The 12,181-nt window shown below is 65.3% G+C and carries 11 protein-coding genes and 4 tRNA genes; all 15 read right to left on the reverse strand.

What is annotated here, in order from left to right; translation table 11 throughout:
- Positions 1–14: 14 nt before the first annotated feature.
- The 15 genes from rpoB to trpD all read right to left on the reverse strand — a co-directional run bounded on the left by rpoB (position 15) and on the right by trpD (position 12,173).
- Entirely contained in the window at positions 15–4,127 is a 4,113-nt protein-coding gene (rpoB, locus tag WG903_RS02445; RefSeq protein ID WP_340072610.1) for a DNA-directed RNA polymerase subunit beta, read from the reverse strand.
- Positions 4,128–4,412: 285 nt separating this feature from the next.
- A complete protein-coding gene (gene rplL / locus WG903_RS02450) occupies positions 4,413–4,790 on the reverse strand; it encodes a 50S ribosomal protein L7/L12 (protein WP_340072611.1) in 378 nt (125 codons plus the stop codon).
- Between the two features lie 38 nt (positions 4,791–4,828).
- The gene (rplJ, locus tag WG903_RS02455) at positions 4,829–5,344 is read right to left on the reverse strand and encodes a 50S ribosomal protein L10 (protein ID WP_340072612.1); all 516 of its coding nucleotides are present in this window, start codon (positions 5,342–5,344) and stop codon (positions 4,829–4,831) included.
- 217 nt (positions 5,345–5,561) lie between these two features.
- Positions 5,562–6,257, reverse strand: coding sequence for a 50S ribosomal protein L1 (rplA, locus tag WG903_RS02460; protein WP_340072613.1), 696 nt, complete (start codon positions 6,255–6,257; stop codon positions 5,562–5,564).
- Positions 6,258–6,259: 2 nt separating this feature from the next.
- Entirely contained in the window at positions 6,260–6,691 is a 432-nt protein-coding gene (gene rplK / locus WG903_RS02465) for a 50S ribosomal protein L11 (protein ID WP_340072614.1), read from the reverse strand.
- A gap of 106 nt (positions 6,692–6,797) precedes the next feature.
- The gene (gene nusG / locus WG903_RS02470; protein WP_445263568.1) at positions 6,798–7,403 is read right to left on the reverse strand and encodes a transcription termination/antitermination protein NusG; all 606 of its coding nucleotides are present in this window, start codon (positions 7,401–7,403) and stop codon (positions 6,798–6,800) included.
- Entirely contained in the window at positions 7,403–7,786 is a 384-nt protein-coding gene (gene secE / locus WG903_RS02475; RefSeq protein WP_340072615.1) for a preprotein translocase subunit SecE, read from the reverse strand. Before secE ends, nusG begins: the two co-directional genes overlap by 1 nt.
- Positions 7,787–7,868: 82 nt before the next feature.
- Positions 7,869–7,944: transfer RNA gene (locus WG903_RS02480), tRNA-Trp, on the reverse strand.
- Between the two features lie 11 nt (positions 7,945–7,955).
- Entirely contained in the window at positions 7,956–9,146 is a 1,191-nt protein-coding gene (gene tuf / locus WG903_RS02485; protein ID WP_340072616.1) for an elongation factor Tu, read from the reverse strand.
- 86 nt (positions 9,147–9,232) lie between these two features.
- Positions 9,233–9,307: transfer RNA gene (locus tag WG903_RS02490), tRNA-Thr, on the reverse strand.
- Positions 9,308–9,339: 32 nt separating this feature from the next.
- Positions 9,340–9,413: transfer RNA gene (locus WG903_RS02495), tRNA-Gly, on the reverse strand.
- Positions 9,414–9,499: 86 nt separating this feature from the next.
- Positions 9,500–9,585: transfer RNA gene (locus WG903_RS02500), tRNA-Tyr, on the reverse strand.
- Positions 9,586–9,643: 58 nt separating this feature from the next.
- On the reverse strand, positions 9,644–10,357 hold the full coding sequence (locus WG903_RS02505) for a uracil-DNA glycosylase (protein ID WP_340072617.1): 714 nt from the start codon (positions 10,355–10,357) through the stop codon (positions 9,644–9,646).
- A complete protein-coding gene (trpC, locus tag WG903_RS02510) occupies positions 10,354–11,145 on the reverse strand; it encodes an indole-3-glycerol phosphate synthase TrpC (protein ID WP_340072618.1) in 792 nt (263 codons plus the stop codon). The genes WG903_RS02505 and trpC overlap by 4 nt, the downstream gene beginning before the upstream one ends.
- Positions 11,145–12,173 (reverse strand): anthranilate phosphoribosyltransferase, encoded by a 1,029-nt coding sequence (trpD, locus tag WG903_RS02515; RefSeq protein ID WP_340072619.1) that lies wholly within the window; start codon positions 12,171–12,173, stop codon positions 11,145–11,147. The genes trpC and trpD overlap by 1 nt, the downstream gene beginning before the upstream one ends.
- Positions 12,174–12,181: the final 8 nt, after the last annotated feature.

A 12,181-nucleotide genomic window follows, 5' to 3' on the forward strand; every position in this document is an offset into this window, starting at 1 on the left:
TCTGTCCTTCCTGGTTAGGAGCGCTCGAGTTCCATGTCGATGCCAAGCGAGCGGATTTCCTTCACGAGAACGTTGAAGGATTCCGGCATGCCGGCCTCGATGGCGTGTTCGCCCTTGACGATGTTTTCGTAGACCTTGGTGCGGCCTTGCACGTCGTCGGACTTCACGGTCAGCATTTCCTGCAGCGTGTACGAGGCGCCGTACGCCTCCAGCGCCCACACTTCCATCTCGCCGAAACGCTGGCCGCCGAACTGGGCCTTGCCGCCCAGCGGTTGCTGCGTGACCAGCGAGTACGGGCCGGTGGAACGCGCGTGCATCTTGTCGTCCACCAGGTGGTGCAGCTTGAGCACGTGCATGTAGCCCACGGTGACCGGGCGCTCGAACTGCTCGCCGGTGCGGCCGTCGAACAGGTGTGCCTGCGTGCGGGTGGCCGTGAGGCCCTTGGCCTTCGCGACTTCCTCCGGGAACGCCAGGTGCAGCATGTTGCGGATTTCCTGCTCCGAAGCGCCGTCGAACACCGGGGTGGCGAACGGCACGCCCTTGGCGAGCTCGCCGGCCATCTCGGCGACCTGCTCGTCGGTCAGCGTGTCGAGCTTTTCCTTGGTGCCGGACTTGTTGTACAGCTCGTCGAGGAACTTGCGCAGCTCGGCGGCCTTGGCCTGCTCCTGCAGCATGTTGCCGATGCGGTGGCCGATGCCCTTGGCGGCCCAGCCCAGGTGGACTTCGAGCACCTGGCCCACGTTCATGCGCGAAGGCACGCCCAGCGGGTTGAGCACGATGTCGCACGGCGTGCCGTCGGCCATGTAGGGCATGTCCTCGACCGGGACGATCTTGGACACGACACCCTTGTTGCCGTGGCGGCCGGCCATCTTGTCGCCGGGTTGCAGGCGGCGCTTGACGGCCAGGTAGACCTTGACCATCTTCAGCACGCCCGCCGGCAGCTCGTCGCCTTGCGTGAGCTTCTTGCGCTTTTCCTCGAACGCGAGGTCGAAGCTGTGGCGCGTCTGCTCCAGCGAGTTCTTGATCGACTCGAGCTGCGTGGCAACGTCGTCATCCGCGGGGCGGATGTCGAACCAGTGGAACTTCTCGACGGAGGCGAGGTAGGCCTTGTCGATCTTGGTGCCCTTGGCCAGCTTGTTCGGGCCGCCGTTGGCGACCTTGCCCACCAGGATCTTCTCGAAGCGGTCGAACGCGTCGGCTTCGACGATGCGCAGCTGGTCGTTCAGGTCGAGGCGGAAGCGCTTGAGTTCATCGTCGATGATCTGTTGCGCACGCTTGTCGCGCTGGATGCCTTCACGCGTGAACACTTGCACGTCGATGACGGTGCCTTGCGAGCCCTGGTCGACGCGCAGCGAGGTGTCCTTCACGTCGGAAGCCTTCTCGCCGAAGATCGCACGCAGGAGCTTTTCTTCCGGCGTCAGCGTGGTCTCGCCCTTCGGCGTGACCTTGCCCACCAGCGTGTCGCCCGGCATGACTTCCGCGCCGACGTAGATGATCCCGGACTCGTCGAGGCGGTTCAGCTGCTGTTCGGACAGGTTCGGGATGTCGCGCGTGATTTCCTCGGCGCCCAGCTTCGTGTCGCGGGCCATCACCACCAGTTCCTCGATGTGGATCGAGGTGTAGCGGTCGTCGGCGACGACGCGCTCGCTGATGAGGATCGAGTCCTCGAAGTTGTAGCCGTTCCAGGGCATGAACGCGACCAGCATGTTCTGGCCGAGCGCGAGCTCGCCCAGGTCGGTCGATGCACCGTCGGCCACGACGTCGCCCTTGGAGATCTTGTCGCCGCGCTTGACGATGGGACGCTGGTGGATGTTCGTGTTCTGGTTGGAACGCTGGTACTTGATCAGGTTGTAGATGTCGACGCCGACTTCACCAGCCGCCGTCTCGTCGTCGTTCACGCGCACCACGATGCGGGTGGCGTCGACGTAGTCGACCGTCCCGCCGCGGGTGGCCGTGACCACCGTGCCGGAGTCGACCGCGGAGACGCGCTCGATGCCCGTGCCGACGAAGGCCTTCTCGGGACGCAGCACCGGCACCGCCTGGCGCTGCATGTTGGCGCCCATCAGCGCGCGGTTGGCGTCGTCGTGCTCGAGGAACGGCACGAGCGAAGCGGCCACCGACACGATCTGCGCGGGCGACACGTCCATGTACTGGATGCGCTCGGCGCCGCAAAGGATCGATTCGCCGTGTTCACGGGCCGACACCAGCTCGCCGGTCAGGCGGCCTTCCTTGTCGAGCACTGCGTTCGCCTGGGCGATAACGTACTTGCCTTCTTCGATGGCCGACAGGTAGTCGATCTGCATCGTCACCTTGCCGTCGACGACGCGGCGGTACGGCGTTTCGATGAAGCCGTATTCGTTCAGGCGCGCGTACAGGGCCAGCGAGTTGATCAGGCCGATGTTCGGGCCTTCCGGCGTTTCGATCGGGCAGACGCGGCCGTAGTGGGTGACGTGCACGTCGCGCACTTCGAAGCCGGCGCGCTCGCGCGTCAGGCCGCCCGGGCCCAGGGCCGAGACGCGGCGCTTGTGCGTGATCTCGGACAGCGGGTTGGTCTGGTCCATGAACTGCGACAGCTGCGACGCACCGAAGAACTCCTTGAGCGCCGCGGAAATCGGCTTGGAGTTGATCAGGTCGTGCGGCATCAGCGGCTCTTGCTCGGCCTGGCCGAGGCGTTCCTTCACGGCCTTTTCGATGCGGGCGAGGCCGGTGCGGTACTGGTTCTCGGCCAGCTCGCCGACGCAGCGCACGCGGCGGTTGCCGAGGTGGTCGATGTCGTCGACTTCGCCGCGGCCGTTGCGCAGGTCGACCAGGATCTTCACGACGGCGAGGATGTCGTCGTTGGTCAGGACCATCGGGCCCGTCGACTCGTCGCGGCCGATCTTGGCGTTGAACTTCATGCGGCCCACGCGCGACAGGTCGTACGTGTCCGGGTTGTAGAACAGGCGCTGGAACAGGGCCTGAACGGCGTCTTCCGTCGGCGGCTCGCCGGGGCGCATCATGCGGTAGATGGCCACGCGCGCCGCGAACTCGTCGACCGTCTCGTCGATGCGCAGGGTCTGCGAGATGTACGCGCCCTGGTCGAGTTCGTTCGTGTAGATGACCTGCAGGTCCTGGATGCCGGCGGTGCGCAGCTTCTTGAGCAGCGACTCGGTCAGCTCGTCGTTGGCCTTGGCGATGATCTCGCCCGTTTCGGCGTCGACGATGTTGCGGGCGACGACGCGGCCGACCAGGTAGTCCTCGGGCACGCTGATGTGCGTGGTGTGGGACGTTTCCAGGTCACGCGTGTGGCGCGCCGTGACGCGCTTGTCCTTCGGCACGATGACCTTGCCGGACTTGTCGGTGATGTCGAAGCGGGCGACTTCGCCGCGCAGGCGCTCGGGAACGAATTCCATCTGCGCGCCGCTGTCCATCAGGCGGAAGTTGTCGTTGACGAAGAAGTTCGCCAGGATCGACTCGGGCGTGAGGCCGATGGCCTTCAGCAGGATCGTGACCGGCATCTTGCGGCGGCGGTCGACGCGGAAGTACAGGACGTCCTTCGGGTCGAACTCGAAATCGAGCCACGAGCCGCGGTAGGGGATGATCCGCGCGGAGAACAGCAGCTTGCCCGAGCTGTGGGTCTTGCCCTTGTCGTGCTCGAAGAACACGCCGGGCGAGCGGTGCAGCTGCGACACGATCACGCGCTCGGTGCCGTTGATGATGAACGAGCCCTTGTCCGTCATGAGCGGCACTTCGCCCATGTAGACCTCCTGCTCCTTCACTTCCTTGACGACCTTCGATTGCGGCGTCGACGACTCGCGGTCGTAGATGATCAGCTGGACCTTGGCGCGCACGGCAGACGCGTACGTCAGGCCGCGCGTCTGGCACTCGCGCACGTCGAACGCGGGCTTGGCCAGGTTGTATTCCAGGAACTTCATCTCCACGAAACCGTTGTGGGAGACGATGGGGAAGGCGGCGTCGAACGCGGCCTGCAGGCCTTCGATCGTGCGCTTCTGGGGGTGCGCTTCCGCCTGCAGGAACGCGGTGTATGCGTCTTTCTGCATCTGCAGGAGGTAGGGGACTTCGAGGACGCTGTCGCGCTTGCCGAAACTCTTGCGGATCCGCTTGCGTTCGGTATAAGAATAGGCCATGAGATCTCCGGGCTAGCTAGGCTCGCTCACAACTGTTGCCCGCGTCCGGGGGCGCTCCGGGCGAGGCATTCTTGGCGGGTTGGCCACTACCAACCATGGCGGACGGCCGCGCGTTGCACGCGGCCCGAACCAAGGCATCTCCTGCAGTCGGGGTCAGAAGACACTTGCAAAAACTGGGGAACCTTGCATTGTCCCAGTGTTTGCAGGTGCGTTCTGGGGCGGTCCCAGAAAACACCAAAGGCTGGAGGCCCTTTCGGCACCCCCAGCCCTGGTTGACGAGCGCAATTACTTGAGCTCGACCTTCGCGCCGGCTTCTTCCAGCTTCTTCTTGGCGGCTTCGGCGTCGGCCTTGGCGATGCCTTCCTTGACGGGCTTCGGGGCGCCGTCCACCAGGTCCTTGGCTTCCTTGAGGCCCAGGCCGGTGATTTCGCGCACGGCCTTGATGACCGACACCTTGTTCGCGCCGGCTTCGGCCAGCACGACGGTGAACTCGGTCTTCTCTTCCGCGACGGCGGCGGCAGGGCCGGCGCCACCGGCGGCCGGGGCGGCCATGGCCGCGGCGGACACGCCGAACTTCTCCTCGATCGCCTTGACGAGGTCGTTGAGCTCCATGACCGACATGCTGTCCAGCGCGGTCAGGAATGCGTCTTTGTCGAATGCCATTTCAGTTTTCCTTCAAAAGTTGGTTACGTGCGATCCGTTCACGCCGCGGCGGGCGCGGCTTCCGCGCCTTCGCCCTTCTTCTTGGCGAGCGCGCCCAGCACGACGGCCGTGCGCGAGATCGGGGACATGAGCAGGCCGCAAAGCTGCGCCAGCAGAACTTCCTTGGAGGGAATGTTCGCCAGCTGCTTCACGCCGTTGACGTCCAGGGCCTTGCCCGCGAACGCGCCGCCGCGAATGACCAGCTTGTCGTTGGTCTTCGCGAAATCGGCCACCACCTTGGCGGCGGCCACAGCGTCCACGGAGAAGCCATAGATCAGCGGGCCGGTCATCTTGTCGCCGACGACTTCGAACTGCGAACCGGCCACAGCGCGGCGGGCCAGGGTGTTCTTGAGAACACTCAGTTCCACGCCACTGCTGCGGGCTTGCGCGCGCAGTTTCGTCATGTCGGCGACCGTGATGCCGCGGTATTCCGCCATCACCAGCGTCTGGGCTTTAGCGGCGAGAGCGGTCACCTCGTCGATGACGGCTTGCTTCTCACTGCGATTCAGACTCAAGGTCTACTCCTTCAAATGCGCTTCGGGGTTGCCCCCTCCACGCGCCTTCGTTGCAGCGACCAACCCAAGAAAAACTCTTTCGAATCCATCTTCGGCGGGACGCCATCTGCGTTGGCTTTCTTCTATTAAGAGGGTTGCCCCTCGCCAACGGTCCTGGATGGGCGTATGCCCACCACACCCCGCGCACCTGCCCGCGCGCGGGGAATTCCTTCGCGCGTTACGCCGCGAGGGTCTGCATGTCCACGCGGACGCCCAGACCCATGGTCGACGAAACGGCCACCTTCTTCAGGTAGATGCCCTTGCTCGATGCCGGCTTGGCCTTGTTCAGCGCATCGATCAGCGCCGTCAGGTTGCCGTGCAGCTTGTCGGCGTCGAACGAGCGGCGGCCGATCGAGGCGTGGATGATCCCGGCCTTGTCGGCGCGGAACTGCACCTGGCCCGCCTTCGCGTTCTTCACGGCCGTGGCCACGTCCGGCGTCACCGTGCCGACCTTGGGGTTCGGCATCAGGCCGCGCGGGCCGAGGATCTGGCCCAGCGTGCCGACCACGCGCATGGCGTCCGGCGCGGCGATCACCACGTCGAACGGCATGTCGCCGGCCTTCACCTTGGCGGCGAGGTCGTCCATGCCGACGATGTCGGCGCCGGCGGCCTTGGCTTCTTCAGCCTTGGCGCCCTGCGCGAACACGGCGACGCGCTTGGTCTTGCCGGTGCCGTTGGGCATCACGACGGCGCCACGCACCACCTGGTCCGACTTCTTCGGGTCGATGCCCAGCTGCACGGCCACGTCGATCGATTCGTCGAACTTGGCGGTCGCGGCTTCCTTCACCATGGTGATGGCGTCGTTGAGCGGGTACAGCTTGGTGCTGTCGACCTTGCCCTCGAGGGCCTTTTGCTTCTTGGTGAGCTTCGCCATGATCAGAGGCCCTCCACCGTGATGCCCATGGAGCGCGCCGAGCCCGCGAGGGTGCGGATGGCGGCGTCCACGCTGGCGGCGTTCATGTCCTTCAGCTTGGTCTTGGCGATCTCCTCGAGCTGGGCGCGGGTGATCTTGCCGACCTTGTCGCTGTGCGGCTTGGACGAGCCCTTCTCGAGCTTGACGGCCTTCTTGATCAGGACCGTCGCCGGGGGCGTCTTGATGATGAACGTGAAGCTCTTGTCCGCGTACGCCGTGATCACGACGGGCAGCGGCAGGCCGGGTTCCACGCCCTGGGTCTGCGCGTTGAACGCCTTGCAGAACTCCATGATGTTCAGGCCGCGCTGACCGAGCGCGGGCCCGATCGGCGGCGACGGGTTGGCCTTGCCAGCCGGCACTTGCAGCTTGACAAAACCGACGATTTTCTTCGCCATGGTTTCACTCCTTGCGGGTTCTAGCGCTGGACAACCTGCCCAGCTCCCCGGGGATTAACGGCTCTTTCGCTTCAACCTTGCACGCGAGCCGGATGCGCGCAGGGCGTCAGGTCTTCTCGACCTGCGAAAACTCGAGTTCGACCGGCGTGGCACGACCGAAGATCGTGACCGACACGCGAACCTTGTTCTTTTCGTAGTTGACTTCCTCGACGGTGCCGTTGAAGTCGGTGAACGGGCCGTCCTTGACGCGGATGTACTCGCCCACGACGAATTCGACCTTGTGGCGCGGCTTTTCCACGCCTTCTTCCATCTGGCCCAGGATCTTGCCGACCTCTTCTTCGGAGATCGGCGCCGGGCGGTTCTTGGCGCCACCGACGAAGCCCGTGACCTTGTTCGTGTGCTTCACGAGGTGCCAGGTGTCGTCGTTCATCACCATCTGCACCAGCACGTAGCCGGGGTAGAAGCGGCGCTGCGAAGTCTTCTTCTGGCCGTTCTTGATCTCGACCACTTCCTCGGTCGGCACCATGATCTCGCCGAACATTTCCTGCATGCCGGAGCGCGCGATGCGCTCGCGGATGTTGCGCTCCACGGCCTTTTCCATGCCGGAATAGGCGTGCACGACATACCAGTGCATGTCGGGGCGCGTGGCCTTCGGGACGACGCTTTCCTGCGCCGGCGCGGCTTCGGAGGGGTTTTCGGTGGCGTCGCTCATCACTTCTTCCATCCCAGAACCAGGTCGTACAGCACCCACTCCAGCGTCTTGTCGGTACTCCACAGGAACAGCGCCATCACGACGCAGAAGCCGACGACGTACAGCGTCATCTGGATCGACTCCTTGCGGGTCGGCCAGACGACCTTCTTGACTTCCTTCCACGAGTCGCGCCCGAAGGCCACGAACTCCTTGCCGGTCTCGGACGTCATGAAGACGACGAACGCGGCGGCGAGCGCGAGCAGCAGCGCACCCCATTGGGCGATGGCGCCTTGCTTGCCCAGCACGTAGAAGCCCGCCAGCCCCGCGATCACCAGCGCGATCGCGGCGCCCAGCTTGGCCTTGTCGGCGCCGGTGCTCACCGTTTGAACTTCAGAAGTGGCCATAAAGCCGCTGTTTCCTTCGAATCCTTAAGACACTGAAGCCCGGCACGGGGCCGGGCTCGTTTTGGAGTTCGCGCCACTCAGGTGGCAGGGGCAGTAGGAATCGAACCTACAACCTTCGGTTTTGGAGACCGACGCTCTGCCAATTGAGCTATACCCCTCCGCGAATTCCTTACTCCATGATCTTCGCAACGACGCCGGCGCCCACCGTCTTGCCGCCTTCGCGGATGGCAAAGCGCAGGCCCTCTTCCATGGCGATCGGGGCGATCAGCTTGACGGTGATCGTCACGTTGTCGCCAGGCATCACCATCTCCTTGTCCTTGGGCAGCTCGATGGCGCCGGTCACGTCCGTCGTGCGGAAGTAGAACTGGGGACGGTAGTTGTTGAAGAACGGCGTGTGGCGGCCGCCTTCGTCCTTGGAGAGCACGTAGATCTCGGCGGTGAAGTGCGTGTGCGGCTTGATGGAGCCGGGCTTGCACAGCACCTGGCCGCGCTCGACTTCCTCGCGCTTCGTGCCGCGCAGCAGGATGCCGACGTTGTCGCCCGCCTGGCCCTGGTCCAGCAGCTTGCGGAACATCTCAACGCCCGTGCAGGTGGTCTTGAGCGTCGCCTTCAGGCCCACGATCTCGATTTCCTCGCCGACCTTGATCACACCGCGCTCGACGCGGCCCGTCACCACCGTGCCGCGCCCGGAGATGGAGAAGACGTCTTCCACCGGCATCAGGAACGCACCGTCAATGGCGCGCTCGGGCGTGGGGATGTAGCTGTCCAGCGCATCGGCCAGCTTCATGATGGCTTGTTCGCCCAGCTCGCCCTTGTCGCCTTCCATGGCGAGTTTGGCCGAGCCCTTGACGATGGGGGTGTCGTCGCCGGGGAACTCGTACTTGGACAGGAGTTCGCGAACTTCCATCTCAACCAGCTCCAGCAGCTCGGCGTCGTCCACCATGTCGCACTTGTTCATGAACACGATGATGTAGGGCACGCCCACCTGGCGGGCCAGCAGGATGTGCTCGCGCGTCTGGGGCATGGGGCCGTCGGCGGCCGAGACCACCAGGATGGCGCCATCCATCTGGGCGGCGCCGGTGATCATGTTCTTCACATAGTCGGCGTGGCCGGGGCAGTCAACGTGCGCGTAGTGGCGCTTGGACGTCTCGTACTCCACGTGCGCGGTGTTGATCGTGATGCCGCGCGCCTTTTCTTCGGGAGCCGCGTCGATCTGGTCGTAGGCCTTGGCTTCACCGCCGAACTTGGCCGCCAGCACCGAAGTGATCGCCGCCGTCAGCGTCGTCTTGCCATGGTCCACGTGGCCGATCGTGCCCACGTTCACGTGCGGCTTGGTCCGCTCAAACTTGCCTTTTGCCATTTTTCGACTCTCCGAAAGAAACGTTCAACCGGCACCCGCGGGTGCCATTTCAAATCAACCGGCGCTTCGTGAGCGCCTTTTGCCTCTGGTGCCCTTGGCGGGAATCGGACCCGCGACCTCTCCCTTACCAAGGGAGTGCTCTACCACTGAGCCACAAGGGCCGAATTCAGTTCACTGCATCCAGCGCGTCTTGTGGAGCGGGAGACGGGAATCGAACCCGCGTCATCAGCTTGGAAGGCTGGGGTTCTACCATTGAACTACTCCCGCCAAGCTCAACCAAGACGCACTTAAAAAACACTGCGCGCACCAGGCGCGCTCCACACTTTTCGCCGGCCAGCTCCCAATGGAAACGCTGGTGGAGGAGGCTGGATTCGAACCAGCGTAGGCGTAAGCCAACAGATTTACAGTCTGCCCCCTTTAGCCACTCGGGCACCCCTCCGCGGCGAACCTCGAAATATAGCATGGTTTCCCACTGGGAGCCGGGGTCCCGGCCTACGTCAAAGCACGTCCTTCAGGCCCCGTGCCGCCAGCCACGCGCGGGCGGTCGCGAAATGGCCGCAGCCGAGGAAGGGAACGGGGGGCCGGGAGGCCGAAAGGGGCGACGGGTGGTTGGCCTGGAGCACCAAAAATTCACGGCCGTGGCTCCCGGCCGTTTTCTCAATGAGCCGGGCCTTGGCCTGGGCGTGGGCGCCCCACAGCAGGTAGACGCAGGGCGAGCACTGGGCGGCGACCCGGGCGATCAGCGCGTCGGTCAGCGCCTCCCAGCCCTTCCTGGCATGGCTGCCGGGCTGACCGTCCTCGACGGTGAGCACGGCATTGAGCAGCAGCACGCCGCGGCGGGCCCACCCGATGAGCGAACCGCTGCGCGGGATCGCCGCCGGCCGGTCGCAGTACAGCTCCTTGAAGATGTTCCGCAGCGACGGCGGCAGCTTGACGCCTTCGGCCACGGAAAAGGCCAGCCCCTCGGCTTGGCCGGGCCCGTGGTACGGGTCCTGGCCGAGGATGACGGCGTGCACCTGGGCCAGCGGCGTTTCCTGCAGCGCCCGCAGCGGCTGCGGCGGGTAGACCGTGGCGCCGGCTGCCAGCCGCTCCTTCAGGAAAGCGGCGAGCCGCCGGCCGTCCTCGCTGGCCAGGAAAGCGTCCACCACCGGTTGCCACCCCGGCGCCAGGGGCCAGTCCTGCGGCGCCCAGCTTTCCAGTCGCGGGCTCACACGAACAGCCGGGCCAGCGCCTCGCCGGGATCGTCGGCGCGCATGAAGGCCTCGCCCACGAGGAAGGCGTGCACGCCCGCCTCGCGCATGCGTTTGACGTCGTCCTTGGTCGCGATGCCGGACTCGGTGACGACGAGGCGGCCTTCCGGGATGTCCGCGAGCATGCCCAGCGTCGTGTCCAGCGACACCTCGAAGCTGCGCAGGTTGCGGTTGTTGATGCCGACCAGCGGCGTCTTCAGCTGCAGCGCGCGCTCGAGTTCGGCGCGGTCGTGCACCTCGACCAGCACCGCCATGTCGAGGCCGCGCGCGATCGCTTCCAGCTCGCGCATCTGCGCGTCTTCGAGGCACGCGACGATCAGCAGGATGCAGTCGGCGCCCATCGCGCGCGACTCGTACACCTGGTAGGCGTCGACCACGAAGTCCTTGCGCAGCACCGGCAGGTCGCACGACGCGCGCGCCTGCTTCAGGTAATCGGGCTGGCCCTGGAAGAACTGGCGATCGGTCAGCACGGACAGGCACGCGGCGCCGGCGTCCGCGTAACTCTGTGCGATATCGGCCGGCACGAACTCGCCGGGCCGCAGCACGCCCTTGCTCGGGCTCGCCTTCTTGATCTCGGCGATGACGGCACTGCCGCCCGCCGCGATCTTCGACCGCAGGGCGCCTTCGAAGTCGCGCGTGAGCACGCGGCTTTCGGCGTCGGCGCGCATCGCCTGCAGCGGCACCTTCTTCTGCGCCGCCGCGATCTCCTCGCGCTTGACCGCGACGATCTTCTCGAGGATGTCCACCATCAGCCCGCGGCCTTCGTGAATTGCACGAGCTGCTCGAGCTTCTTCTTCGCCGCACCGCTTTCAACCGCCTGGCGGGCCTTGGCGATGCCGGCCTCGATCGACGGCGCGACGTTCGCCGCATACAGCGCAGCACCGGCGTTGAAGACCACGATGTCGCGCGCCGCGCCGGGCTCGTTGCCCAGCACCGACATCAGGATCGCCTTCGACTGGTCGGGCGTCTCGACCTTGAAGCTGCGGTTGCTGGCCATCGGCAGGCCGAAGTCCTCCGGGTGGATCTCGTACTCCGAGATCTCGCCGTTCTTCAGCTCGCCGACCATGGTCGCGGCGCCCAGGCTGATCTCGTCCATGCCGTCGCGGCCGTAGACCACGATCGCATGCTCGGCGCCGAGACGCTGCAATGCGCGCACCTGGATACCCACCAGGTCTGGGTGGAACACGCCCATGAGGATGTTCGGCGCCGACGCCGGGTTGGTCAGCGGGCCGAGGATGTTGAAGATGGTGCGCACGCCCAGCTCCTTGCGCACCGGCGCGACGTTCTTCATCGCCGGGTGGTGGTTGGGCGCGAACATGAAACCGATGCCCACGTCCTCGATCGACTTCGCGATCTGCTCGGGCTTGAGGTTGATGTTGACGCCCAGGCTCTCCAGCACGTCGGCGCTGCCGCTCTTGCTGGAGACGCTGCGCCCGCCGTGCTTGCTGATCTTCGCGCCCGCCGCGGCCGCGACGAACATCGAGCAGGTCGAGATGTTGAAGGTGTGCGAGCCGTCGCCGCCGGTGCCGACGATGTCGACCAGCTTGGACTTGTCCGCCACGTTGACCTTGGTGGAGAACTCGCGCATCACCTGGGCGGCCGCGGTGATCTCGCCGATGGTTTCCTTCTTCACGCGCAGGCCCGTGATGATGGCCGCCGTCATGAGGGGCGTGAGCTCGCCGCTCATGATCATGCGCATGATCTTGAGCATCTCGTCGTGGAAGATCTCGCGGTGCTCGATCGTGCGCTGCAGCGCTTCTTGCGGGGTGATGGACATGGCGGCTC

Origin of the sequence: Ramlibacter sp. PS4R-6, assembly GCF_037572775.1 — a bacterium.
Taxonomy (GTDB): domain Bacteria; phylum Pseudomonadota; class Gammaproteobacteria; order Burkholderiales; family Burkholderiaceae_C; genus Ramlibacter.